Source organism: Spirillospora sp. CA-294931 (assembly GCF_050946795.1).
Taxonomy (GTDB): Bacteria; Actinomycetota; Actinomycetes; order Streptosporangiales; family Streptosporangiaceae; genus Spirillospora.
Window position 1 is genome coordinate 4,601,334 of the sequence record NZ_CP192006.1, and the last position, 23,084, is coordinate 4,624,417.

Below are 23,084 nucleotides of genomic sequence, written 5' to 3' on the forward strand. Positions count from 1 at the left end.
AGGATGACCAGATCCGGCGCCAAACGTCGACAAAAGCGAGGTGAAGGGGCAATCTGGGCACCTTATTGATCACTTGCCCGAGAGGAACCGCAATGGCGATGCGCTTTCGCCCGCACCTCATCCCGGTCGCGGTCGCCGCGGTCGGCCTGACCGCGCTGGCGCTGGCCCCGGCCACCTCCGCCCAGACCAAGGGCGCCCGCTACACCCCCGGAGCCGCGGGAGTGGGCGACCCCTACTTCCCCCACCTGGGCAACGGCGGCTACGACGTCGGCCACTACAAGCTCGACCTGGCCTACGACCCCGACTACGACCAGCTCGACGGCACCGCGACCCTCACCGCCACCGCCACGCAGGACCTGTCGGCCTTCAACCTGGACCTGTCCGGCCTGGACGTGGAGAAGGTCACCGTCGACGGCCGCAAGGTCGACTTCAAGCGCCGCGGCACCGAGCTGACCGTCACCCCGCGCAAGGGCCTGCGCCAGGGGAGCACCTTCACCGTCGCGGTCACCTACGGCGGCGTCCCCAAGACCATCGTCGGCTCCCCCGTGGTGTTCGGCTCGCCCTACGGGTTCCTGCACACCAACGACGGCGCCTACGTCGGCGCCGAGCCCGACGGCGCGTCCACCTGGTTCCCCTCCAACGACCACCCCTCGGACAAGGCCCGCTACGACTTCTCCCTCACCGTCCCCGAAGGGCTCGGCGCCGTCGCCAACGGCGTGCTGACCTCCAAGAGCGCCGGGACCGAGGCGTTCAGCCGCCGCCGCTCCGCCGCCAGGGCCGTGACCTACAACTGGCACGAGGACGGCCTGATGGCCACCTACCTGGCCACCATCGACATCGGCAAGTGGGACGTCAAGACCGGCACGACCCCCGGCGGCGTCCCCATGTACGTGGCGATCGACCCCGACGTCCGCAAGCTGCCCGCGCCCGGCGGCGTCGACCCGATCGACTACTACTACGACACCACCGCCAAGTCGACCGACCTGTGGGTCAAGGAGTTCGGCGAGTACCCGTTCAACACCGCGGGCGCCATCATCGACGACGCCCGCTTCAACGGCCAGCCCCTGGGCTTCTCGCTGGAGACCAACGGCAAGCCGGTCTACTCGGCCATCCGCCCCGACCGCACCATCGCCCACGAGATGGCGCACCAGTGGTGGGGCAACAGCGTCGCCCCCAAGAACTGGCAGCAGATCTGGCTCAACGAGAGCTTCGCCCGCTGGTCCAACTGGTACTGGACCGAGAAGCAGGGCGGCAACACCGTCGCCACCGAGGCCCGCAACACCTACAACGCCCACCCCGACACCGACGCCTGGTGGAACGTGGTCATCGCCGACCCCAAGCGCGACACCATGTTCCACAACCGCAGCTACCACGGCGGCGGCATGGTCCTGCAGTTCCTGCGCGAGAAGATCGGCCACGAGACGTTCATGAAGCTGCTGCGCACCTGGTACGCGCAGAACCGCGACAAGCACGTGGTGACCGAGCAGTTCGCCGCCCTGGCCGAGCAGGTCTCCGGCCAGGACCTCGACGCCTTCTTCAAGACCTGGATCTACTCCCCCGGCAGGCCTCCGCTGCCGTAGGGCCCGTTCGACGGCCGGTCCCGCCCCCTCAGCACCGGGCGGGACCGGCCGTCGACTTTGGTCTATACGGAATGAGACATCGGGAGGTTCCCGCAGGTCCGCGCGCCATGGATCATGGAGGCATGAAGGGGATCTCCAAGACCGGACCGGCACCGATCGGCCGCTGGACGCTCGACTTCCGGGGGCACCGCCTGGAGGTCGAGACCGAGCGCGGCCAGTGGCACCGCGCCGCGCGGCTGTACGTCGACGGCGACCTGACCGAGGAGGACGCCAAGGTCCAGCACCAGGCCAAGCTGCCCTACGGCGACCTGAAGGTCGTCGTCGCCTTCGACGCCCTGGGCCTGCTGGACGGCCAGGCGGCCCGATGCGCGCTGGAGATCCCGCCGCCCGACCCCAAGGCCGCCGAGGGCAAGGTCTCCCTGATCAAAGAGGACGACTGGCGCAGCCGCGTCAAGTCCAAGCTGATCCCGTTCGACCCTCCCGAGGGCACGCGGGCGGAAAAGCGCGAGCGGCTGGCGGCCAGGCACCCCGGGTTGTACGCCTCGCGCCACGTGGCGCTGGCGGTCGGCAAGGTGCTGTTCCCGCTGCTGGGGCTCGGCCTGCTGGTCAAGCTGCTGCTGGACATGATCCCCAAGCCGGATCTCGACATCGACCCGCCGTCCCTGCCGATTCCCGACATCCCCCTGCCCGACCTCGACATCCCCTGGCCGGACGTGTCGGTCCCCGGCTGGCTCGCGGTGATCCTGGCCACGGCGAAGTTCTGGATCCCGATCCTGATCGCGATCGGCATGGCCAAGAACGAGTACGACCGCCGCAAGAAGCAGCAGCGCGCCAAGGCCGCCGAAGCCGAGCAGGACAACGAGAAGGAAACCGAGCCGGTCAGCCGCTGAGCAAAGCGAACAGCCCGGCGCAGGTCAGCGCCACCATCACCGCCGCCACCGGCAGCTGCGCCCGCAGCGCACGCCCCGGCCCCAGGCCGCGCAGCGCCAGGTCGTGGGCGGCGATGGTCGCCGCGATGTGCCCCAGCACGATCGCGTTCACCTGCACCTGCGCGGTGAGCGTCGGCCCGGCCAGCCCGTAGTCCACGCGATGGCCGGTCGAGCCCAGCAGGTTCAGGCCGGTGCCGAACGGGTCGCTGGCCAGGATGACCGTCATCTGCCCTTCCAGCAGGAAGAACGAGAAGTAGTGCGCGAGGGTGTACCCGAGCGCGATGGGCAGCAGGGTGGGCGCGAACCGTCCCGCCACGGCGCCCGGATCCTGCCCGGACAGGACGGCGCTGAGCCGCGTCGCGGCCAGGTACAGCACGGTGACGGCGGCGATCGCGGCCGCCAGTCCCAGCGTCCCGGCGGTCAGGCTGCCCGGGTCGACGTTGTCGCGCCAGTAGGTGGTGCGGCTGACGCCGTCGAAACCGGTCGAGCCGATGAGCACGCACGCCGCCGCGACCAGGCCGGGCTCGCCCGCGTCCCGCATCAGGCCCGTCAGCGGGGTGCGCAGCACCAGCACGCCGTCGCCGCGGCGGCCGACCGGGCACATCCGGGCCAGCAGGCTGGAGTAGGCCTCGAACCCGTCGCCGCGCGTGAACCAGTCGCGGCCGAACCACCAGGCGGGCGCGAGGTTGGCGGCGGCGTAGCCGAGGATGAGCCCGCCGACCAGGCGCGGGTCGGAGCGGTCCGGGGCCACCAGCTCCAGCCAGACGAACGCGGTCAGCCACGCGGCGGCGGGCCAGTAGCCCAGCCGCGCGGGCAGGGGACGGCGCCCGCCCGGCTCGGTCCGGGTCAGCCGGCACAGGGCGGCGTGCAGGCTCCGCAGCGGGTTGACGCGCCGCCACACCGGGCCCAGCAGGACGCTGGCGGGCACCAGCCCGACCCAGAAGGTGACGTACAGCGCCCACGGGGCCAGGTTCTCCTTGTCGGTGGACGGCCCGGCCAGCGCGACCACGACGACGAACGCCCAGGCGGCCAGGGCCAGCGCGCGCCCGGCCAGGGTCAACCGGGGCGAGTTCAGGAACCCGGCCAGTCCGGCGGGCAGGGGCCTGCCGTCGTCGGGGCCCAGCCGCGCCCGTTTCCAGGCGACGGTGAGGGCCAGGAACGACGCCGCCACCGCCGTCCCGCCGCCGACGATCGCGGCGACGGCGTCCAGCGGGAGGTCCGTGCGGCCGCCCAGGCCGTGCGCCAGGACCTGCACGCTCAGCCGACCTGGAGTTCGAACACGCGGGCCCCCGAGTGGTGCAGCTCGGCCTCGAACACGCCGGGCTTGTCGGCGACCAGCCGGACGGTCGCCGGGCGGCCCGGTTCCAGGCGGGCCGTCCGGTCGTAGCCGTGCAGGTGGAACTCGTCCTCGGCGTCGCTGGTGATGACGATCGCGACCGTCTGCCCCAGCCGCGCCTTGACCCGCCCGTCGGCCGTGCGGACCTTGCCCCCGCTCACCGCGACGGTGACGGCGACCTCGGAGGAGGCGGACGCGGACGGGCTCGCCGCCGGCCGCGACGGCCCGGGCGAGGACGCGGTGCGGGCGGGCTCCTCACCGCATCCCGACGCCGTGACCAGCGCCCCGGCGGCCACCGCCGCGACCACGCACCCTCGCATCGCCACCTCCATGATCTCTCCTCCCACCGCCCCGGTGCCTCACACCACAGAACGTGACACTAGACAATGACACATTAGTAGATGACATACTTGGCCGGGAGGATCGGTTTGCGCCCCGATCGAGCGGCAAGGAGAGTTCCGTGTGGGATCGAATGACCGGCACCGGCGTGGAAGCCGCGCTGCGGCTCGCCCAGCAACCTGAGGACAAGCCCGCGGGCGGTGCGGCGCTGGACCAGATCGTGATCGCCTCGGGCGGGGCGGCCGCGCTCACCGCCGCGCTGCTGGTGCTGGGCTGGGGCCACCGGACCGGCCGGATCACCCTGCTCACCCGCCTGGCCGCGCTCGCCGAGCGGGGACCCGGACGGGGCCTGCCCGGCTGGGCCGCGCTGCCCACGGTCGTGGCGATGCTCTCGCTGGTGACCGCCCTGCTCGGCATGTACTGGGACATCTCCCTGCACATCTCGCACGGGCGCGACGAGGGCCCGCTGGCCAACATCGCCCACTACCCGATCCTCATCGGCCTCTTCGGCATCTTCACCGCCGGCGTGCTGGCCATCGTGCTGCCCAAGGGCGAGCGCCCGGGCACCGCCGCCGTGCGGATCACGCGCGACTGGTACGCGCCCGCCGGGGGCGTCCTGCTCGCGGGCGCCGGGTTCTACGCGCTGCTGGGCTTCCCCCTGGACGACGTCTGGCACCGCATCTTCGGCCAGGACGTCACCCTGTGGGGCCCCACCCACCTGATGCTCATCGGCGGCGCCGGGCTCTCCCTGGTCGGCATGATGATCCTCGAACGCGAGGGACGGCGCGCCGCGGGCGGCGACGCGGCGAGCCAGGCACCCGCGTGGACCCGCTGGATCCGGCGCGGCATGATGTGCGGCGGCCTGCTGATCGGGCTGTCGGTGTTCCAGGCCGAGTACGACTTCGGCGTCCCGCAGTTCCGGCTCGTGCACCAGCCGCTCCTCATCGCGCTGGCCGCCGGGTGCGCGCTGGTCACCGCCCGGCTGTGGGTCGGCAGGGGCGGCGCGCTGTTCGCCGTGGCCTTCTACATGCTGATCCGCGGCGGCGTCTCGGTGCTGGTCGCCCCCGTCATCGGGGAGCTGTGGGCGGCCGTCCCCCTCTACTTCGCCGAGGCGCTGTGCGTCGAGGCCGCGGCGCTGTTCCTGCGGCGCCGCCCGCTGGCCGTCGGCGCGGTCGGCGGCGCGCTCATCGGCACGCTGGGCTTCGGCGCCGAGTACGCCTGGAGCCAGTTCGCCTTCCGCCTGCCCTGGCACGGCGACATGGTCGCCGAGGGCATGCTCATGGCCGTGGTCGGCGGCGTCGCGGGCGGCCTGTTCGGCGCGCTGCTGGCCGAGGGCCTCCAGGGCAGGCTGCCACGCCCGGCCCTGTCCCGGGCGCTGTTCGCCGGGGCACTGCTGGGAGTGGCCGCCGCCGTCGCCAACGGCCTGGTCATCGACGTCCCCACCGGCCAGAAGGCCACCGTCACCCTCACCGGCGTGCGCGGCGACGCCGCCCACCGCACCGCCGACGCCCAGGTGCGGTTCTCGCCCGCCGGCGCCGTCGACGGACCGGCCTGGATCACCGTCACCGGCTGGCAGGGCAAGGGCCTGCACGTCGAGCCCCTGACCCGGCAGAGCGACGGCTCCTACCGCACCACCGCACCGATGCCGCTGCACGGCGAGTGGAAGACGCTGATCCGCGTCCACGACGGCCGCACCCTGGCCGGGGTGCCGATCTACATGCCCGCCGACCCGGCCATCGACGCCAGGGAACTGCCCGCGACCGAGAACTTCACCCGCGACGTCCAGAGCGAACGCACCATCCTGCAGCGCGAGCTCAAGAGCGACGTGCCCGGCTGGCTCTGGCTGGCCTGCTCGGCCGTGGTGCTGGCCTGCACCCTGGCCCTGGTCACCGCCCTTGGCTGGGGCGTGACCCGCATCGCCCGCGCCCTGCCCCACTCCGCCGAGCCGCCGGTGCCGCACAGGGTCGACGCGTGAGCGGCGCCGCCGGAGTGCTGGCCGCCCATCCCATCGTCAGCGCCGTCCCGTTCTTCGTGCCGACCTTCATCGTCGTGGCGGTCCTGGCCGTGATCATCTGGCGGGACCGCCGGCACGACTAGGCTCCGATCATGAACGGGGACTATCTGGCCGAGCTGTTCTCCCTCGACGACCGGGTCGCGCTGGTCACCGGCGGCAGCTCCGGCATCGGACGGGCCATCGCCACGGCCCTGGCGCGGGCCGGTGCCCGGGTCGTGGTGGTCGCGCGGCGCCAGGACGAACTCGCCGACACCGTCCGCGAGCTGCAGGACGCCGGGTGCGAGGCCGCCTGGGTCAGCGCCGACCTGGCCGACCGGGACGCGGTGCGCCGCGCCGCCGAGGACGCCGTCACCGCCTTCGGGGAGCCCGACATCCTGGTCAACAGCGCCGGGATCAACCTGCGGCCCCCGATGGGCGAGCTGGGCGAGCACGTGTGGGACACCACGATGGCGGTCAACCTGGAGGCGCCCTACCTGCTGGGCGAGCGGTTCGGGCCCGTCATGGCCCGCCGCGGCTTCGGCCGCATCATCCACGTCAGCTCCCAGCAGGCGCACCGCGCGTTCGTGCAGAGCGGCGCCTACGGCGTCTCCAAGGCCGGCTTGGAGGCCCTGGCGCGCTCGCAGGCCGAGGCGTGGTCCCCGCACGGCGTCACCTGCAACACCCTCGTCCCCGGGTTCGTGATGACGCCGCTGAACGAGCGGCTGGCCGCCGACCCCGACCGCGTCGAGGCGCTGGCCGCCCGCACCATGGTCGGCCGCAACGGCCTGACCGGCGACTTCGCGGGCGCTGCGGTCTTCCTGGCCGGACGCGCCTCGGCCTACGTCACCGGCCAGTCCCTCTTCGTCGACGGCGGCTTCTCGGTCCACTGACGGCGCGCGGCCTCACGTCCCGGCACGGGCGGCGGCCAGGACGTCGATCCGGGCGGCCAGGTCGAAGTCCTTGGTGGTGAGCCCGCCCGCGCTGTGGGTGGACAGCGCGAACGTCACCGTCCGCCAGCGGATGTCGATGTCGGGATGGTGGTCGGCCTCCTCGGCGGCCCGCGCGACGTCCACCACCAGCGCGATGCCGTCCAGGAACGACGGCGCCTCCACGCTGCGGCGGATCCGCTCGGCGTCCTGCGTCCAGTCGGGAAGGTCCTTCAACCGCGCCGCGATCGCGACGTCGTCCATCAGCTCGGCCATCGCCGGCTCCCTTGTCCGTCGGTCGTCCGTTCCCCTGGCGCCATACCCACCGGCGGACCGCTCAGCCGGACGGGAATGCCCCCGCCCTCCCGGGTCTTGGAAACAGTCATGGAGCGCCAAGCCCCGCCGCTGGTCGGCCGCGGCCAGATCCTCGAACGCCTGCGCGCCGACCTGCGGAGGGCCGCGGCCGGAAACGGCGGCGCCACCGTCGTCGACGGGCCAGTCGGCATCGGCAAGAGCCGCCTGCTGGCCGAGGCCGTGGCGCTGGCCGACGCGTTCGGCCTGGCCACCGCGACCGGGCGGGCCGGGGAGTCCGACGTCCTGGCGCCGCTGACCACGCTGTGCGGGCTGCTGTCCCCCGGCGTGCTGGCGTGCCCGACCACCGATCCCCTCAACGCCATCGGATGGTACGGCGAGCTGATCGAGGACCGGGCCCGCGAGCGCCCCCTGCTCATCGTGCTGGACGACGCGCACCTGGCGGACGAGGTGACCGCGCTGGCGCTGCGCGTCCTGGTCCCCTCCGCCCGAGCGTCGGGCGTGCACTGGCTGCTGGCGCGGCGGCCCGAGACCGCGCGCGGCCACGCCTGCGACGCGCTCCAGTGGCTCATCGACACCGGCGCCGCCCGGCACGAGCCGCTGCACCCGCTGACCGGCGGCGACATCGCCGACCTGGCCGCCGCGATCCTCGGCGCCCGGCCCGACGGGCGCCTGTCCGCGCTGGCCGCCCGCAGCGAGGGCAACCCCTTCCTGCTGGAGGAGATGCTCGCCACCCTGCCGATCACGGTGGAGTCCGGTGTCGCCGCCGCGACCGGCGACCGGCCCGGCGGGTCCTTCGCCGACGCGGTCGACCGCCGCCTGGGCGACCTGGGCGAGCCGACGCGCCGCCTGCTGGACGCCGCCTCGGTGCTGGGCCGCCCGTTCACGCTGCACGAGCTGGCGCTCATGGTGCGCCGCTCCCCGCTGGAGATCGTCCCCGAGATCGGCGCGGCGCTGGCCGCGCACGTGCTGGTCGAGCACGGCGCGGAGCTGTCCTTCCGGCACGACCTGATCCGCGAGGCCCTGTACGAGCGGCTGCCCGCCGCCGTCCGCGCGGCCCTGCACCGCGAGGCCGCCGTGACCGTGCGCGCGGAGGGACGCCCGCCCGCCGAGATCGCCGAGCATCTGATCCTCGGCGGCTGCGGCGGCGAGGACCACGCCGTCCAGACGCTGCGCCGGGCCGTCGCCCAGACCGCGCCGACGGCGCCCAGCACCGCCGCCGACCTGCTGCTGCGCGTCCTGGCGCTGCTGGACCGGCACCACCGCGACCGCCCGTCGCTCACCGCCGACGCCGTGCGGCTGCTGGCCGCCGCCGGACGCAGCGACGAGGCCAGGGAGCTGGGCACCGGCGCGCTGCGCTCGGGCATGGCGCCGCAGGACGAGGCCGTCGTGGCGGGCGAGCTGGCCGGGGCGCTGCTGCTCGCGGGCGACCACGCCGCCGCCGTCCACCACGCCGACCGGGTGCTGGGCAGGCCGGGCGTCACCGACACGACCCGCGCCGAGCTGCTGGCGACCCGCGCCTGCGCGCTGGTGCACATCGACACCGCCTCCGCCGCCGCGCGGGCCGCCGCCGCCGCGATCGACCTGGCGACCCGCGCCGGCGCCGACGGCCCGCTCATCTGCGCGACCGGCGTCCACGCCGACGTCCTGGGGATCCAGGGCCGCCTGGACGAGGCCGTCGCCCGCGCCCGCCAGGCCGTCGACACCGCCGACCGCGCGGGCGGCGAGACGCGCCTGCGCCACCCCCAGCTCGCCCTGGCCTTCGCCCTCATCGCCGCCGACCGGCTCACCGAGGCCGAGGCCGTCGGCACGCTCGGGCGCAAGGAGGCCGACCACCTGGGCACCCTCTGGTCGGCGCCGCAGTGGCACGCGGCCGCCGCCGAGCTGGCGACCGCGGCGGGACGCCTGGAGGAGGCCCGCGCCGAGGCCCGCACCGGCCTGCGGATCGCCGAGCGGCTGTCCCTGCCCGCCACCGCGCTGCGCGCCCTGCTCGGGCGCCTGGCCCTGCACCAGGACGACCTGGCCGCCGCGCGCGAGCACGTCCGCCGCGCCCGCGACGAGACCGGCCCGGCCGCCGAGCGGCTCGCGTGGACCCGGACCCTGGTCAAGGCCGAACAGGGCCAATGGGCCGAGGCGCTGCGCCTGGCGTCCCCGCTGCTGTCCGCCCTGCCCGACCGCCTGGGCCTGCTCACCCACGACCCCACCGCCGCCGCCCGGCTGGTGCGGATCGTGCGGCGCGCGGGCGGGCCCGGCCACCTGGCCGAGGCCGCCGCGAAGGCCGCCCGCCGCCTGGCCGACCACAACCCCGCGATCGCCACCTACCAGGGCGCGGCCGCCCACGCCGAGGGCCTCCTGCGCGACGACCGCGACGCCCTGCGCGCCGCCGTCCACGCCTACGAACACGGCGAACGCCCCCTGGCCCGCGCCTTGGCGCTGGAGGACGCCGCCCGCGCCGAGCAGGCGGCCGGGAACGAGGCCCGGGAACTGCTGCGGCGGGCGCGCGGCATCTACGCGGCCGCCGCGGCGCACCGCGACGCCGCCCGCGCGGGCGGCACCCGGCACCAGGCCCCGGACGGCTGGCCCAGCCTGACCCCCGCCGAGCTGCGGGTCGCGCGGCTGGTCGCCCAGGGCATGACCAACCGCGAGGTCGCCGCCGAGCTGGTCATCTCCCGCCACACCGTCGACACCCACCTGCGCCACAGCTTCGCCAAGCTCGGCGTCACCAGCCGGGTCGAGCTCACCCGCCAGGTGCTCGAACACGACCAGAAGGCGGAATCACGTGAACGCGTGATGTGAGCCAGGCCCCCGCGCTCCAGGCTGGAAGCCGAACCGAAACGGAGCTGATGTGTCTGAACTCGCGGGCAAGGTGGCCCTCATCACCGGAGGAAGCCGGGGAATCGGCGCGGCGACCGCCAGGCGGCTCGCCCAGGACGGGGCCGACGTCGCCCTGACCTACGTGAGCTCGCCCGACCGGGCCGACGCCGTCGTCAAGGAGGTCCAGGCCCTCGGGCGGCGCGGTGTGGCGATCGCCGCCGACAACACCGACGCCGACGCGGTGGCCGCCGCCGTCGAGCGGGCCGCCGCCGAGCTGGGCCGGCTGGACATCCTGGTCAACAACGCCGGGGTCTTCCCCTACGGCCCGTTCGAGGAGGTCAAGCTGACCGACTTCGACGCCACGATGGCGATCCACGCCCGCGCGGTGTTCGTCGCCACCCAGACCGCGCTGCGGCACATGGGCCCGGGCTCGCGGATCATCAGCATCGGCAGCAACCTGGCCCTGCGCGTCCCCTCCCCGGGGATCACCCTGTACTCGATGAGCAAGTCGGCGCTGATCGGCTTCACCCAGGGCCTGGCGCGCGACCTGGGGCCACGGGGGATCACCGTCAACCTCGTCCACCCGGGCTCCACCGACACCGACATGAACCCGGCCGACGGCGAGGGCGCCGAGCACGAGATCGCGCTGACGGCGCTCGGCCGGTACGCCACCGCCGACGAGGTGGCCGCGACCGTGGCCTTCCTCGCCGGCGAGGGCGCGGGTTACATCACCGGCACCTCGATCACCGTGGACGGCGGCGTCAACGCCTGAGCACCTCGATCACGCTGGCGTAGCTGTCGGAGCCGTGACCGGCGGCCCTGGCCTCGACCATGGCCCGCTTCATCAGCTCCGGCAGCGCGTTGGCGACGCCGCGCCTGTCCGCCGCGTGGATCAGATGGTCGATCGTGGCGATCTGGACGTCAACGGTGGCGTCGTCCCCCGGGTAGCGGCCCTCGTCCACCTGCGCCGCGTAGGCGCTCATGAACGTGGCCACGGTCGTCAGCCAGCGGTTGGCGATCGGGGTGAACTCGGTGGCCTTGGGCCCGTCGGCGGTGACCACCGCCGTGCCGTGCAGCCAGCCGGTCATCGTGGCCCACATCAGGCCCAGCAGCGCGGTGTCGTACAGCGAGGCCAGCCCCGGGTCGGCGCCCAGCAGGATCGGGTCGCCCAGCGCCGCCAGCGTCGCGCGGTGCGCCTGGAAGACCTGCTCCTCGCCGCTGTAGAGGAACATCAGGTCGGGGTTGCCGACACCCGGCGGCGTGGTCATGATCGCGCCGTCCAGGTAGCGGGCGCCGTGCGCGTGCGCCCACTCCTGGAACTCGTGGGCCTGCTCCGGCGAACCCGACGTCAAATTGATCAGGGTCTTGCCCGCGACGGGGGTCAGCGAGGAGCGCAGCGCGGTGTAGTCCAGCACGCACGCCAGGGTCAGCGCGGTGGCGGCCATCGCCTCCTCGGGCGTGGCGGCCAGGGTGGCGCCGCGCTCGACCAGGGCCTTGGCCTTGGCGGGCGAACGGTTCCAGACGGTGACGGGGTGGCCTCGGTCGATCAGGGCGGCGGCCAGGGCCGAGCCCATCTGGCCCAGGCCGATGACGGTGACGCTCTCAGCATTCATGATCCAAAGTTCGCAGCGCGCCGGTCGTCCCGACAGTGACAGTGGTGACGGCCACCACCAAATTCCTGCCATACGATCACGGCATGAGCGTGGGCACCGTCGCCGTGGTCGTGACCGAGGACATCGACCTCCCGTCCTGGGACCTGTACGAGATGAGCATCCCCTGCACGGTGTTCGGCAAGCCGCAGCCCGATCTGGCCGACCCCTGGTACGACCTGCGGCTGTGCGGAACCAGCGAGGGCCCCGCCAACGCACCCGGGCCGTTCGGCCTCGCGCTGCGCTCCCAGTACGGGCTCGACGACGTCGTCGGCGCCGACACCGTGATCGTCCCCTCGGTGCCCGACCCGTGCGTCGAGGAGGGCCTGCCGATGCCGGCGGGCCTGGTCAAGGCGCTGCGGCGGGCCCACGAGGCCGGGGCCCGCATGGTGTCGCTGTGCACCGGCGCGTTCGCGCTGGCCGAGGCGGGCCTGCTCGACGGGCGCCGCGCCACCGCGCACTGGATGCACACCGCCCAGCTCGCCGAGCGCTACCCCCGCGTCGAGGTCGACGACTCGGTCCTGTACGTCGACGAGGGCGACGTGCTCACCAGCGCCGGGCTGACCGCGGGGCTGGACCTGTGCCTGCACCTGGTCCGCCGCGACCTCGGCGCCCACGTGGCCAACCAGCTCGCCCGGCGCATGGTCGTCCCGGCCCACCGACCCGGCGGGCAGGCCCAGTTCGTCGACCTGTCGGTGCCCGCCGCCGACGACGACGGTCTGGCGCCCGTCCTGCAGTGGGCCCGCGCCAACCTCGACCGCCCGCTCACGGTGGACGACCTGGCCCGCCGGGCCTCGATGAGCGCCCGCACGTTCTACCGGCGGCTGCACGCGGCGACCGGCACCACGCCGCTCCAGTGGCTGCTCAACCAGCGGCTCGCGCGGGCCCAGGCCCTCCTGGAGTCCACCGGCCTGCCCATCGAGAAGGTCGGCGAGCTCAGCGGCCTGGGCACCGCCAACAACCTGCGCCACCACTTCCTCAAGCACGTGGGCGTCTCCCCCGGCGACTACCGCCGCGCCTTCCCCCGCTGATCGGTCACCACCGGGGCGGGGGCGGGCGCGGTGGCGTCCTCCTCCTCGGCGCGCAGGTGCGGCGCCAGGTAGAGGGTGATCCCCACCGACGCCATGGCCATCACGGCCATCGCCGTGGCGGGCGTGGTCGCCTGGGCGACGGCGCCCGCCAGGGCGGCGCCGACGCCCTGCATCGTCAGCATCCCCGCCCCTTGCAGGCCGAAGGCCTGGCCGCTGATCTGGTCCGGAGTGAGCGCCACCAGGCGCTCCTGGAGCAGGAGGCTGGCGGCGAAGCCGACCGAGGCGAGCGTGACGGCGGCCAGGGTGACCGTCAGCGGCGGCTGGACGAAGAGCACCAGGTAGGGAGCCGCCAGCAGGAGCCGGAGCGGGGCGCCCAGGCGGGGACGCCACTCGTGCGGGACGAAGCGCCCGACCAGCGTGTCCCCGATCAGCATGCCGAACGCGGCGAAGGCGAAGAGCAGGCCCGCGTGCGCGGGATCGTACGGGACGAACAGCGCCTCGCAGCCGACGATCAGGCCGTTGGGGATCCACAGGGCTAGGAAGATGTGCCGGCGAGGCTTGGAGGACCACAGGATCCCGTTGGTCCGCCAGGTCTCGCCGATCGACGGCCGTCCGGCCGCCCGGGGCGGCCGGGCCGAGAGCCCGAACCGGGCGACCAGCGCCGCGCCCAGGTAGAGCCCGGCGCCCACCAGGAGCGTCCCGCGCGCGGAAAAGAGCGACACCAGCACGCCCCCGACGGCGAAACCGCAGATCTGCTGGAGGCCGACCGACATGTTCAGCACGGACCGGCCGAGCACATAGCCGCCGGGCGGCAGGATCTCGTTGAGCAGCCCGAGCCTGACCCCGCCGCCCAGCGAGGCCCCCACGCCCACGGCCATGATGATCACGAAGATCGCCCACACCGGCAGGCCGGGCAGGGCGAGGGCGGCGGTGGCCAGGCCGAAGAACAGGGCCAGGCCCGACAGCGTGGCGCGCGGCGGCAGCCGGTCGGCGGCCGATAGCAGCGCCACCGCACCGAGCACCTGCGCGAACGAGGCGCCGAACATGCTGAGCGCGGCCAGCAGCGGCGAGGACGTGGCGTCGTAGACGAGGGTGGCCAGCGCCAGGCCGCTGACGGTCATGGCGGCGACCTGGGCGGACATGGTGGTGAACAGGGGAGCGAACTCAGGCGTGCGGAAAAGCTCGCGATAGGTGCGCATGTCGCGAAGTCTCGGGCGACGCAAGATCGGAACGGTAATGTTTCGCGGGGAGGCGAAACCTCATGGGGCTGTGGGAGATCAACGCCGACACGCTCGCGCGCTGCCGGTTCGTCGTCTCGCCGCTGGCCGAGACCACGTCCTGCCTGTTCGCGCTGAACAAGCCGGCGGCCGGGCATCCGGCCGAGCGCGCGTGGCTGAACGCCCACCTGCCCGCCTTCCGCGCCCTGCTGGCCGACGACCCGATCACCGCGCTGCTCCTGCGCTCGGTCCGGTCACGGACGTGGAACGCCGACTTCGTCACGCCCACCCCGACCGGTGAGGGCACGCCGACGTTCGAAGAGGAGGTCGTCCCGGTCAGGGAGGCGGCACCGGACCTCGTTCAAGCCGACCTGGAGGCGACGCTGGGCGGGCCGCCGCCGGCGGCGCTGCGGCGCACCGACCTGGGCGAGCGGATGGCCGGGCTGCTGGAATGGGTCTGGCGCGAGACCGTGCTGCCGTCCTGGCCGACGCGGCGGCGCGTCCTGGAGGCCGACATCGTCGCGCGGACGCGGCAGCTCGGCCAGGGCGGCTGGGCCGCGGCCCTGGACGATATTCATCCCGGGATGCGATGGCTGGGCGAGAACCGGCTCCAGGTCAACGCGCACGACTACCCGCCCCGCGAGCTCAGCGGCGCCCTGCTGCTGCTCGTGCCCGTCACCCCCGCCAAGCGCTGGATCTCCTGGGACGACGAGGGCCGCCACGCCGTGGTCTACCAGTGCTCGGGGACGCTGGCCCTGGGCCCGGCGGTCCCCGGTGGCCTGGGCCGCCTCATCGGGCCGGCGCGCGCGGGCGTGCTCGTCCGGCTCGACGCCCCCAAGAGCACCTCGCAGCTGGTGGCGCTGACCGGGCAGGGCCTCGGCTCGGTGGGCCGCCATCTGAAGGTGCTGCTGGACGCCGGGCTCGTCACCCGCCGCCGGGCCGGACGCGCGGTCCTGTACTACCGGACGGCGGCCGGCGACGCCCTCGTCCGCGCCACCGATACATGATAAGAACATATGGTCTTATCATCTGAGTTCGATGGCAGGGGGCCATGGCCCGGCTCACGAGGGCGGAACACCAGGAGCACAACCGCGCCCAGATCCTGGAGGCCGCGCGGGCCGAGTTCGGCGAGCGGGGCTTCCGCGAGGCCAAGATCGACGCCATCGCCGAACGCGCGGGCCTGACCCGAGGCGCGGTCTACTCCAACTTCCCGGGCAAGCGGGCGCTGTACTTCGCCGTCCTGGCCGACGGGGCCGAGCGCCGCACCGCACCCCCGGACGCCGAGCCGGCGCTGAGCGTCCCGGAGGCGTTCGGCGCGCTGGCCCGCGTCTGGGTCGGACGGCTCCCGCTCGCCGTGGAGGACGGCGACGGCGCCGCCCGGCTGGCACGCGACCTGATGCCCGAGATCGTCGCCGACGAGCGGACCAGGGTGCCGTTCGCGCAGCTCATGCGGCTTGAGGCGATCCTGCTCGCGCTCGCGATGGAGACGCTCGCCGCCTCGGCCCGGCGCCGGGTCCGCGAGGCCGAGGCCGTGCTCACCACGTTGCAGGGTGTGAGCCAGATGGCGGCCGCCGCCCCCGGGTTCGTGGAGCCGTTCGACGTCGTCGCCGTCTGCGACCGCCTGGCCGGGCTCGACCTGGGCGGGGGCTGGCCGCCGCCGCATCTGATCTATGCCTCCCCCGCACGCCCGGCGGACGAGCCGTGGCTGCCGCCCCGGGCCCGGGACGCGGTGCTCGCCCGTCCCGCGCGGCTCGCGGCGGACGGCGTCGTGGCGGTCCTGGGGCTGCACCGGCTGGAGGCCGCCGAGGAGGCGGTGCGCGCCGCCGCACCCTCCGACACCGTGACCGTCGCGCTGGTGAGCGGCGACCCGGGCGAGCTCGGCCCGCTGGCGCGGCTGGCCGTCGCCGAGCTGTCCGGGTGCCTGCGCGAGGCGTTCCCCGCCTCGGCGCTGTCCCGGCTCCAGGTGGTGCACGACGAGGGCGGGGACCTGGCGCGGGCCGCGGGCGTGCCCGCCGTGGGCGACGCCACCGAGGCCGCCGTCCGGGTCGAGGCGGGCCGGATCGTCGCCCGGGCCGAGGGACGCGGGGCGTGCCACGCCGCCGCGTCCGCCGCGAACACGCCCTAGAGCGCCGAGCCGCCGGTCGCGTCCACGGTGCGGCCCGTGACCCAGCGGGCGTCGTCGGTGGCCAGGAACGCCACGACGCCGGAGATGTCGTCGGTCCGGCCGACCCGCCCCAGCGCCGACACCGACGCGGCCCAGGCCAGCGCCTCGTCGTCGCCGCGCAGCCAGTCGGCGTTGACGTCGGTGTCGATGATGCCGGGGGCCACCGAGTTGACCGTGATCCCGCGCGGGCCGAGCTCCTTGGCCAGGTTGAGGGTGAAGGTGTCCAGCGCGCCCTTGGTGGAGCCGTAGGCCATCTTCTCGGGCATCGCGATGCGCGAGAGCCCGCTGGAGATGTTGATCACGCGTCCACCGTCGCGCAGCCGCTCCAGCCCCTGCTGGACGATGAAGAACGGCGCCCGCACGTTCACCGCGAAGACCGTGTCGAACTCGGTCTCGCTGATCGAGGCGAGGTCGGAGCTGGACCCGATGCCCGCGTTGTTGACGATGATGTCGACGCCGCCGTCCGGCGCGAACTCCCGGACGCCCTCGTCGAAGGCCGCCCACAACGCGACCGCGTCGCCGTGCGCGCCCAGGGGCGCCCTGATCGCGAAGGCCCGGCCGCCATCCTCGCGGATGGCCTTCACGACCTGGTTCGCCGCCGCGTCCTCCCGGGCGTAGGCGACCGCGACGACGGCGCCGTCGCGTCCCAGCCGCTCGGCGATGGCCCGCCCGATCCCCCGGCTCGCGCCCGTGACCAGCGCGACCTTGCCCTCCAGAGCCCGCATGACCGTACCCCTTCTTTCTTGAGTGATCGTTCAAGAAAGACGCTAGCACACATTCTTGAGTGAGTGTTCTAGAATGGGCGCCATGAGCGGCAAGGCGGGAGCGACGCGAGGGCGTCCTCGGGGGTTCGACCGCGAGACGGCGCTGGCCGCGGCCGTGCTGCTGTTCTGGGAGCGCGGCTACGAGACCACCTCGATCGGCGAGCTGACCGAGGCGATGGGCATCAGGCCCGGCAGCCTCTACGCCGCCTTCGGCGACAAGGAGACGCTGTTCAAGGAGGCGGTGCGGGCGTACGGAAGCACCCCGGCCGGGACGTTCATCCCCGCGGCCCTGACCGAGGAGCCGACCGCGCGGGACGCCTTCTCCCGCATTCTGCGCGAGGCCGCGGCGAACTACTGCGACCCGTCCCACCCGCCGGGCTGCCTGATCATCAGCGCGGGCGCCAACGTCACCGCGCAGGACTCCGCCGTCGCCGCCTTCCTGCGCGAGATCCGCGAGTCCAACCTCGCGACCATGCGCGAGCGCCTGAGCCAGGCCCAGCGGGACGGCGAACTGCCTCCCGACGCCGACACCGACGCCCTGGCCGGCTACTACGGCACCGTCATCCAGGGCATGTCACAGCGGTCGCGGGACGGGGCCACGGCCGCCGAGCTGGCCCGGGTCGCCGAGCTGGCCCTGACCGTCTGGCCCTGATTTTGCCGTTCCGGCAACAAGGTTTGTCGTTTTCCGCCCGGCCGGTGCACTCTCGTCGTCGAGAGGGAGGCACCGCGAATGAGCGAACGAAACCCGAGCACGAACAGGTACGACGTCGTGGTCGTCGGCGGGGGCGCCGCCGGGCTGAGCGGCGCGCTCACGCTGGGACGCGCGCGCCGGTCGGTGCTGGTGGTCGACGGCGGCCGCCCGCGCAACGCGCCCGCTGCCCAGATCCACGGCTACCTGGGCCACGACGGCACGCCTCCGGCGGAACTGCTGGCCCGAGGGCGCGCCGAGGTGGCCCGCTACGGGGGCCAGGTCATCGACGGCGACGTCGTCACGGCCGAGGCGCTGCCCGGCGGGGGCTTCCGCGTCGTCCTGGACGACGGGCGGCACGCCGAGGCGGGCCGCCTGCTGGTGACCACCGGGCTGACCGACGAGCTGCCCGACATTCCCGGCCTGGCCGAGCGGTGGGGCCGCGACGTGATCCACTGCCCCTACTGCCACGGCTACGAGGTCCGCGACGAGCCGATCGCCGTGCTGGCCACCGGACCGCTGGCCGCCCGCAAGGCGCTGCTGTGGCGGCAGTGGAGCGACCAGGTGACCCTGTTCACCCACACCGACCCGGCGCCCGGCGCCGAGGACCTCGAACGTCTCGCCGCCCGGGACGTGACCGTCGTCGAGGGCAAGGTCACCGAGGTGCGGATCACCGGCGACCGGATCGGCGGCCTGGCCCTGGCCGACGGCCGGGTGATCCCCTGCCGCGTGGTCGCCGCGGCGCCGCTGTTCACCGCCCGCGCCGGGTTCCTGCGCGCGCTGGGCCTGCGGGCCGCCGACGTGGAGATGGGCGGGCACGTCATGGGCCGCCACATCCCGGCCGGTCCGGGCGGGGCCACCGACGTCCCCGGAGTCTGGGTGGCGGGCAACGTCACGGACCTGATGGCGCAGGTCGTCGGCGCCGCCGACGGCGGGTCCCGCGCCGCCGCGGCGATCAACAACGACATCATCGACGAGGAGGCCCGCATGGCGGTCGCCCGCACGAAGAAGGAGACCCGATGAACGACGCCGAGCGTTTCTGGGACGAGAAGTACGGCGCCGCCGACCGGCTGTGGAGCGGGAAGCCCAACGCCGCGCTGGTCCGCCAGGTCGGCGACCTGGAGCCGGGCACCGCCCTGGACCTGGGGTCGGGCGAGGGCGGTGACGCCGTCTGGCTGGCGCACCGGGGCTGGCGGGTCACCGCCGTGGACATCTCCCAGGTCGCCCTGGACCGCGCCGCCGCGCACGCGGTCGAGGAGGGCGTGGCCGACCGGATCCAGTGGCGGCGCCACGACCTGGCCGAGTCGTTCCCCGAAGGGACCTACGACCTGGTCTGCGCCCAGTTCCTGCACGCCCCGGCCGATATCGACTTCCCGCGCGAGCGGGTGCTGCGCGACGCCGCGGCGGCCGTGGCGCCCGGCGGCGTCCTGCTGATCATCGGCCATGCCGGGCCGCCCTCCTGGGCCCCGGACGCCGACCTGGTCCTGCCCGAGCCCCAGGAGGTCTTCGACGGGCTCGGCCTGCCCGCCTCGCACTGGAAGCTGGAGGTGAGCCAGACCCACCGGGAGGCGATGACCGGCCCCGACGGGCAGCCCGCCTCCCGCACCGACGGCACGCTGAAGATCAGGCGGCTGGACGACTGACGTTCAACCGGAGAGGACGGTCAGATCGAGCCCGGCCAGCCGCGCCGGGTCGGCCAGGGCGTCGATCTGGACGATCCTCCCCTCGACGACGGTGAAGCACAGCACCGAGAACGGTCGTCCGTCGCGGATCGAGACGACCCCGGCGGACCCGTTCACCAGCGCGGGCAGCGCCGCCTCGGCCAGCCGCGCGAAGGTCACGGCGCCGGTGGCCACCTTGGCGGCCCCGCGGATCACGGTCATCGGGCCGCCGGCGTCCGAGCGCGACAGCACGTCGGGGTCCAGCAGTTCCAGCAGCGCGTCGAAGTCGCCCTCGCGCGCGGCGGCCAGGAAGGCGTCCACGACCTGGCGCTGGCGGCCCAGATCGGCGTCGGGCACCGGAGCCTGGCCGCGCACCCGCCGCCGCGCGCGGCTGGCCAGCTGCCGCGCGGCGGCCGGGTTCCGGCCGACGATGGGGGCGATGTCCTCGAACGGCAGGCCGAACATGTCGTGCAGGACGAACGCCAGCCGCTCGGCCGGGGCCAGGGTCTCCAGCACCACCAGCATCGCCAGGCCGACCGAGTCGGCCACCATGGCCTGCTGCTCGGGGTCGATGCCGTCCTGGTGGCTGATGATCGGGTCCGGCATGTGCTCGGCGGCGGGCTCCTCGCGCCGCGAGCGGCGCGAGCGCAGCATGTCCAGGCACACCCGCCCGGCCACCGTGGTCAGCCAGCCGCCCAGGTTGTCGACCCGGTCGGTGTCGCTGCGGCTGAGCCGCAGCCAGGTCTCCTGGACGGCGTCGTCGGCCTCGGCCAGGGACCCCAGCATCCGGTAGGCCACCGCCCGCAGGTGCGCGCGATGCGCCTCGAACCGCTCCGCCAGGTGTTCGTCGTCGCCCATCGGTCCGCTCCCTCGTTCACGCCGTCACCGCATTGACGGATCGCGCCCGTCCGGTGTGACGGCCCCGGCGTCCCCATCCTCCCGCGCGGCGATCAGCGGCCCGAGCACGAGGGTGCCGGGCGCCACGCGCCCGGCCGGGCCGGGGAGCTGGACGGTGTTGTCGGAGGTGAGCGGCCCGCCGCAGTGCGAGCAGGCGGTCACGGGGGCGGCGTCGTGGCCGCAGTCGAGGTGGCGGACGCGCACGAACGCGCCCGCGTCGTCGCCGTACCAGCGCTCGCCCCAGCTCATCAGCGCCAGCAGCACCGGGTACAGCTCCTTGCCCTTGTCGGTGGCGCGGTAGTGCTCGCGGGGCGGGCGCTCGCGGTAGCGCTCGCGGACCAGGACGCCCTCCTCGACCAGGCGGGCCAGGCGCGCCGCCAGCACCTTGCGGGAGATGCCGAGGTCGTGGGCGATGTCGTCGAAGCGCGTCACGCCGACCAGCACGTCCCGCATGATCAGGGCCGTCCACGCGTCGCCGAACAGGTCGGTGGCGCGGGCGATCGAGCAGGCGACATCGGCGAGCGGGGTCCTGGTCATGACCCCGATCCTACTTGGGTTCCCTGAGGGTACTAAACTAGGTTCCCTGAAGGAACTCAAAGGGGGACGCATGACCGGCACACCGATCATCGAGCTGGACTCGCGCACGCCCGGCGCCGTGGACGGCCGCCAGATCAGGGCGGTCACCTTCCAGGCCGTCCGGCTGGAGTACGTCGCGGCGACGCTGGAACGGCTCGCCCCGCCCGCCGGACGGCGCACCGCCCTGGTGATCGGGGCCGGACGCGGACTGCTCGCCCGGGGCCTGGCCGACCTCGGCATGGACGTGGTCGCGCTGGACCCGTCCCCCGAGGCGACGGCGATGGCCCGCGAGGCCGACGGCGACCGTGGCGTCGAGTACCGCACGGCTCCGGCCGAGGACCCGGGCCTGCCGGACGCCGCGTTCGACCTCGTCTACTGCGCCGACACCTTCGAGATCACCCCCGACCTCGACGCCGTGCTCGGGCACGCGGCCCGCCTGCTGCGGCCCGGCGGGACGCTGTTCTACGACACCGTCAACCGCACGCCCGTCTCGCGGCTCATCTACCTCGGCGCCTTCCAGGCTCTGCCGATGACCCGCATCATGCCCCGCGGCCGCTACTCGGCCGACCGCCTGCGCACCCCGGAGGAGGTCACCGCCGCGCTGGCCGCGCACGGCCTACGCAACCGGGACGTCACGCCCTTCAAGCCCGCGAGCGGCGGCGACCTGGTGAAAGCCACCCTGGCCCGCCGCAAGGGCCGGATCACCGACGAGGAACTCCCCGCAAGGGTGCGCTTCGTCCTGGCCCCCGAGGAACGCCCGATCGTCACCTACCTCGGCCACGCCCGCCGCGACTGAGCGCTCAGGACGCCCGGTCGGCGCGCGGCGCGCTCCGGGCGGCCGTCGCCGCCTGCGCCACCGCGGTCTCGATCACCGCGGGCGGCGCGCCGTCCGCCCGCCGGTTGCGGCGGGTGCCCACGCGGTAGCGCGAGGCGTTGCGCAGCGTGCTGGCGGCGACCTTGGGCACGACCCGGGGCGCGGTCCTGGCGGTGACCCGCACGGCGACCCCGGTGGCCGAACCCACGACCGTCCCGGTGGCTGGGTTGGTCACCACCATGGTCGCGGTGGCCTTGGCCGCGCGGGCGAACATGTCGCCGAGCGAGCCCCCGGCGTCCCGGCCCCGCTGGGGCTCGGGCGGGCGGGTCGCGGCGACCCAGGTGGTCTTCATGACGTCGACCACGACATCGCGGGCCACCTCGCGCATCAGGTCGCGCAGGGCCTCCTTCATCGCGATCCGCAGCGCCTCGCGCATCAGCTCGGCGATGACCGCCTCGATCGCCAGCGCGGCGGCGCGGGTGGCCAGGCGCCCGGCCGTGCGGGCGACGGCGCTGCCCGCGAACGCGTTGAGCATGTCGCCGACGGCGTGGGCGACGTCGCTGCCCGCCGCCTGGGTGGCCGCGTCGGCGGCGGCGGCCGTCACCGGGGTCAGCGCGGCGGCGTCCCTGGCACGGTCACGGACGGCCCCGGCCACCTCGCGGGCGGTCTCCAGCGCCGTCTGCCGGATGACGTCCACCACGATGTCGCGGCCCACGTCCAGGGCCACCTCGACGGCCACGTCCGCGACGGCGTCCAGCGCGCCGTCGACGACCACCTTGGTGGCGGCCTGGACGACCGGGGCCGTGACGGTGCGGTTCGCCACGTCCAACGCGGTGGCGGTGGCGACGCGGGCGAAGGGGCTGCGGGCGGCCAGGCGGCGCGCGGCGAGCGCCATCGGATGCGAGGCGGCCTGCCCGGCGATCGCGACGGCGGTGGTGGTGACCTCCAGCGCGGTGCCGGTGACGGCGTTGGACTCGGCGGCGGCGCGCGCCTCGGCGACGGCCCGCTCGGCCGCCGAGGTGGCGACCTTCACGGCGGCGTCGCGGGCGGCCTGCTCGATGATCCCCATGGCCGGGGTCCGGGCGACCTGCTCGACGATCCGCGTCGCGGCGCGGGCGGTGGCCTCACTGGCGGCCTGGCGGACCGGCTCGGTCACGGTGCCCGCCACGCGCGCCGCGACGGCCGCGCCCGGAGCCAGCTCGCTCCAGATCTCCTCGATGCGGGCGGCCGCCGCCCGGTCGATCTGGACCACGGGACGGGGACGTCCGGCGTCACGCTCGCGCGGTACCACCGCGCGGTTCTCCTCGCCCTGCTCCTCCACGCCACGCCCCCATAACCGATCCTTGTCCTCAAATCACCATAACCGCCGTTTACCGAAAACTTCCCTCCCGCCG

23 protein-coding genes are annotated in these 23,084 nt (G+C 74.4%); 14 read left to right on the forward strand and 9 right to left on the reverse strand.

From position 1 onward, the window contains the following. The first annotated feature begins 92 nt into the window (after positions 1-92). Positions 93-1,580 carry a M1 family metallopeptidase gene (locus tag ACQPY4_RS20600; protein WP_433322936.1) on the forward strand — a complete coding sequence of 496 codons (1,488 nt, stop codon included), beginning with the start codon at positions 93-95 and terminating at the stop codon, positions 1,578-1,580. Between the two features lie 122 nt (positions 1,581-1,702). Then, positions 1,703-2,470, forward strand: a complete 768-nt coding sequence (locus ACQPY4_RS20605) for a hypothetical protein (RefSeq protein ID WP_433322938.1) — start codon at positions 1,703-1,705, stop codon at positions 2,468-2,470. On the opposite strand, the gene ACQPY4_RS20610 is transcribed toward ACQPY4_RS20605, so the two are convergent. Together ACQPY4_RS20610 and ACQPY4_RS20615 are read right to left on the reverse strand one after the other, a co-directional pair. Further along, on the reverse strand, positions 2,460-3,764 hold the full coding sequence (locus ACQPY4_RS20610) for a hypothetical protein (protein ID WP_433322940.1): 1,305 nt from the start codon (positions 3,762-3,764) through the stop codon (positions 2,460-2,462). The genes ACQPY4_RS20605 and ACQPY4_RS20610 overlap by 11 nt on opposite strands. Positions 3,765-3,766: 2 nt before the next feature. Further along, positions 3,767-4,177: a hypothetical protein gene (locus tag ACQPY4_RS20615; RefSeq protein WP_433322942.1), complete on the reverse strand. Its 411-nt coding sequence runs from the start codon at positions 4,175-4,177 to the stop codon at positions 3,767-3,769. Positions 4,178-4,305: 128 nt separating this feature from the next. Between ACQPY4_RS20615 and ACQPY4_RS20620 the strand changes: the two genes are divergently transcribed. From ACQPY4_RS20620 to ACQPY4_RS20630, 3 genes are read left to right on the forward strand one after another with little or no spacing between them, the layout of a single operon-like run. After that, on the forward strand, positions 4,306-6,159 hold the full coding sequence (locus ACQPY4_RS20620) for a hypothetical protein (RefSeq protein ID WP_433322944.1): 1,854 nt from the start codon (positions 4,306-4,308) through the stop codon (positions 6,157-6,159). Beyond that, positions 6,156-6,281, forward strand: coding sequence for a hypothetical protein (locus ACQPY4_RS20625; RefSeq protein ID WP_433322946.1), 126 nt, complete (start codon positions 6,156-6,158; stop codon positions 6,279-6,281). The genes ACQPY4_RS20620 and ACQPY4_RS20625 overlap by 4 nt, the downstream gene beginning before the upstream one ends. 9 nt (positions 6,282-6,290) lie before the next feature. After that, the gene (locus tag ACQPY4_RS20630; RefSeq protein WP_433322948.1) at positions 6,291-7,067 is read left to right on the forward strand and encodes an SDR family NAD(P)-dependent oxidoreductase; all 777 of its coding nucleotides are present in this window, start codon (positions 6,291-6,293) and stop codon (positions 7,065-7,067) included. Between the two features lie 12 nt (positions 7,068-7,079). Here the strand turns inward: ACQPY4_RS20630 and ACQPY4_RS20635 are convergent, their stop codons facing one another. Further along, positions 7,080-7,379 carry a 4a-hydroxytetrahydrobiopterin dehydratase gene (locus ACQPY4_RS20635; protein WP_433322950.1) on the reverse strand — a complete coding sequence of 100 codons (300 nt, stop codon included), beginning with the start codon at positions 7,377-7,379 and terminating at the stop codon, positions 7,080-7,082. Positions 7,380-7,487: 108 nt separating this feature from the next. Between ACQPY4_RS20635 and ACQPY4_RS20640 the strand changes: the two genes are divergently transcribed. Then, a complete protein-coding gene (locus ACQPY4_RS20640; protein WP_433322952.1) occupies positions 7,488-10,211 on the forward strand; it encodes an ATP-binding protein in 2,724 nt (907 codons plus the stop codon). 49 nt (positions 10,212-10,260) lie between these two features. Next, entirely contained in the window at positions 10,261-11,001 is a 741-nt protein-coding gene (locus tag ACQPY4_RS20645) for an SDR family NAD(P)-dependent oxidoreductase (protein WP_433322954.1), read from the forward strand. Here the strand turns inward: ACQPY4_RS20645 and ACQPY4_RS20650 are convergent. Next, positions 10,991-11,842 carry an NAD(P)-dependent oxidoreductase gene (locus tag ACQPY4_RS20650; RefSeq protein WP_433322956.1) on the reverse strand — a complete coding sequence of 284 codons (852 nt, stop codon included), beginning with the start codon at positions 11,840-11,842 and terminating at the stop codon, positions 10,991-10,993. The genes ACQPY4_RS20645 and ACQPY4_RS20650 overlap by 11 nt on opposite strands. A gap of 83 nt (positions 11,843-11,925) precedes the next feature. Here ACQPY4_RS20650 and ACQPY4_RS20655 point away from each other — a divergent pair, with 83 nt between their 5' ends. Further along, positions 11,926-12,909 carry a GlxA family transcriptional regulator gene (locus ACQPY4_RS20655; RefSeq protein WP_433322958.1) on the forward strand — a complete coding sequence of 328 codons (984 nt, stop codon included), beginning with the start codon at positions 11,926-11,928 and terminating at the stop codon, positions 12,907-12,909. On the opposite strand, the gene ACQPY4_RS20660 is transcribed toward ACQPY4_RS20655, so the two are convergent. Further along, positions 12,885-14,108 carry an MFS transporter gene (locus tag ACQPY4_RS20660; protein WP_433322960.1) on the reverse strand — a complete coding sequence of 408 codons (1,224 nt, stop codon included), beginning with the start codon at positions 14,106-14,108 and terminating at the stop codon, positions 12,885-12,887. The genes ACQPY4_RS20655 and ACQPY4_RS20660 overlap by 25 nt on opposite strands. A gap of 62 nt (positions 14,109-14,170) precedes the next feature. On the opposite strand from ACQPY4_RS20660, the gene ACQPY4_RS20665 reads away from it, so the two are divergent. Together ACQPY4_RS20665 and ACQPY4_RS20670 are read left to right on the forward strand one after the other, a co-directional pair. After that, positions 14,171-15,133: an ArsR family transcriptional regulator gene (locus tag ACQPY4_RS20665; protein WP_433322962.1), complete on the forward strand. Its 963-nt coding sequence runs from the start codon at positions 14,171-14,173 to the stop codon at positions 15,131-15,133. 44 nt (positions 15,134-15,177) lie between these two features. Next, positions 15,178-16,251, forward strand: a complete 1,074-nt coding sequence (locus ACQPY4_RS20670) for a TetR/AcrR family transcriptional regulator (protein ID WP_433322964.1) — start codon at positions 15,178-15,180, stop codon at positions 16,249-16,251. Here ACQPY4_RS20670 and ACQPY4_RS20675 read toward each other — a convergent pair. Further along, positions 16,248-17,015, reverse strand: a complete 768-nt coding sequence (locus tag ACQPY4_RS20675; RefSeq protein WP_433322966.1) for an SDR family oxidoreductase — start codon at positions 17,013-17,015, stop codon at positions 16,248-16,250. The two genes, ACQPY4_RS20670 and ACQPY4_RS20675, sit on opposite strands and share 4 nt — an antisense overlap. A gap of 82 nt (positions 17,016-17,097) precedes the next feature. On the opposite strand from ACQPY4_RS20675, the gene ACQPY4_RS20680 reads away from it, so the two are divergent. From ACQPY4_RS20680 to ACQPY4_RS20690, 3 genes are all read left to right on the forward strand, one after another. Next, complete coding sequence (locus tag ACQPY4_RS20680) at positions 17,098-17,706, forward strand: TetR/AcrR family transcriptional regulator (RefSeq protein WP_433322968.1); 609 nt, start codon at positions 17,098-17,100, stop codon at positions 17,704-17,706. Positions 17,707-17,784: 78 nt separating this feature from the next. Then, positions 17,785-18,765: an NAD(P)/FAD-dependent oxidoreductase gene (locus ACQPY4_RS20685; protein WP_433322970.1), complete on the forward strand. Its 981-nt coding sequence runs from the start codon at positions 17,785-17,787 to the stop codon at positions 18,763-18,765. Continuing rightward, positions 18,762-19,385, forward strand: a complete 624-nt coding sequence (locus tag ACQPY4_RS20690; protein WP_433322972.1) for an SAM-dependent methyltransferase — start codon at positions 18,762-18,764, stop codon at positions 19,383-19,385. The genes ACQPY4_RS20685 and ACQPY4_RS20690 overlap by 4 nt, the downstream gene beginning before the upstream one ends. A 3-nt stretch (positions 19,386-19,388) precedes the next feature. On the opposite strand, the gene sigJ is transcribed toward ACQPY4_RS20690, so the two are convergent. Together sigJ and ACQPY4_RS20700 are read right to left on the reverse strand one after the other, a co-directional pair. Next, positions 19,389-20,261, reverse strand: coding sequence for an RNA polymerase sigma factor SigJ (sigJ, locus tag ACQPY4_RS20695; protein ID WP_433322974.1), 873 nt, complete (start codon positions 20,259-20,261; stop codon positions 19,389-19,391). Between the two features lie 24 nt (positions 20,262-20,285). Next, positions 20,286-20,837 carry a winged helix-turn-helix transcriptional regulator gene (locus ACQPY4_RS20700; protein ID WP_433322976.1) on the reverse strand — a complete coding sequence of 184 codons (552 nt, stop codon included), beginning with the start codon at positions 20,835-20,837 and terminating at the stop codon, positions 20,286-20,288. Positions 20,838-20,907: 70 nt separating this feature from the next. On the opposite strand from ACQPY4_RS20700, the gene ACQPY4_RS20705 reads away from it, so the two are divergent. Continuing rightward, positions 20,908-21,672, forward strand: coding sequence for a class I SAM-dependent methyltransferase (locus tag ACQPY4_RS20705; protein ID WP_433322978.1), 765 nt, complete (start codon positions 20,908-20,910; stop codon positions 21,670-21,672). A gap of 4 nt (positions 21,673-21,676) precedes the next feature. On the opposite strand, the gene ACQPY4_RS20710 is transcribed toward ACQPY4_RS20705, so the two are convergent. After that, entirely contained in the window at positions 21,677-23,011 is a 1,335-nt protein-coding gene (locus tag ACQPY4_RS20710) for a hypothetical protein (protein WP_433322980.1), read from the reverse strand. Between the last annotated feature and the right edge of the window lie 73 nt (positions 23,012-23,084).

Bases quoted from the DNA above. Each gene is read 5' to 3' on its own strand.
- ACQPY4_RS20685 (WP_433322970.1), top strand. From the start codon at position 17,785: ATGAGCGAACGAAACCCGAGCACGAACAGGTACGACGTCGTGGTCGTC.
- ACQPY4_RS20700 (WP_433322976.1), bottom strand. From the start codon at position 20,837: ATGACCAGGACCCCGCTCGCCGATGTCGCCTGCTCGATCGCCCGCGCC.
- ACQPY4_RS20655 (WP_433322958.1), top strand. From the start codon at position 11,926: ATGAGCGTGGGCACCGTCGCCGTGGTCGTGACCGAGGACATCGACCTC.
- ACQPY4_RS20640 (WP_433322952.1), top strand. From the start codon at position 7,488: ATGGAGCGCCAAGCCCCGCCGCTGGTCGGCCGCGGCCAGATCCTCGAA.
- ACQPY4_RS20660 (WP_433322960.1), bottom strand. From the start codon at position 14,108: ATGCGCACCTATCGCGAGCTTTTCCGCACGCCTGAGTTCGCTCCCCTG.
- ACQPY4_RS20635 (WP_433322950.1), bottom strand. From the start codon at position 7,379: ATGGCCGAGCTGATGGACGACGTCGCGATCGCGGCGCGGTTGAAGGAC.
- ACQPY4_RS20600 (WP_433322936.1), top strand. From the start codon at position 93: ATGGCGATGCGCTTTCGCCCGCACCTCATCCCGGTCGCGGTCGCCGCG.
- ACQPY4_RS20630 (WP_433322948.1), top strand. From the start codon at position 6,291: ATGAACGGGGACTATCTGGCCGAGCTGTTCTCCCTCGACGACCGGGTC.
- ACQPY4_RS20680 (WP_433322968.1), top strand. From the start codon at position 17,098: ATGAGCGGCAAGGCGGGAGCGACGCGAGGGCGTCCTCGGGGGTTCGAC.
- sigJ (WP_433322974.1), bottom strand. From the start codon at position 20,261: ATGGGCGACGACGAACACCTGGCGGAGCGGTTCGAGGCGCATCGCGCG.
- ACQPY4_RS20665 (WP_433322962.1), top strand. From the start codon at position 14,171: ATGGGGCTGTGGGAGATCAACGCCGACACGCTCGCGCGCTGCCGGTTC.
- ACQPY4_RS20670 (WP_433322964.1), top strand. From the start codon at position 15,178: ATGGCCCGGCTCACGAGGGCGGAACACCAGGAGCACAACCGCGCCCAG.
- ACQPY4_RS20690 (WP_433322972.1), top strand. From the start codon at position 18,762: ATGAACGACGCCGAGCGTTTCTGGGACGAGAAGTACGGCGCCGCCGAC.
- ACQPY4_RS20605 (WP_433322938.1), top strand. From the start codon at position 1,703: ATGAAGGGGATCTCCAAGACCGGACCGGCACCGATCGGCCGCTGGACG.
- ACQPY4_RS20705 (WP_433322978.1), top strand. From the start codon at position 20,908: ATGACCGGCACACCGATCATCGAGCTGGACTCGCGCACGCCCGGCGCC.
- ACQPY4_RS20675 (WP_433322966.1), bottom strand. From the start codon at position 17,015: ATGCGGGCTCTGGAGGGCAAGGTCGCGCTGGTCACGGGCGCGAGCCGG.
- ACQPY4_RS20615 (WP_433322942.1), bottom strand. From the start codon at position 4,177: ATGGAGGTGGCGATGCGAGGGTGCGTGGTCGCGGCGGTGGCCGCCGGG.
- ACQPY4_RS20650 (WP_433322956.1), bottom strand. From the start codon at position 11,842: ATGAATGCTGAGAGCGTCACCGTCATCGGCCTGGGCCAGATGGGCTCG.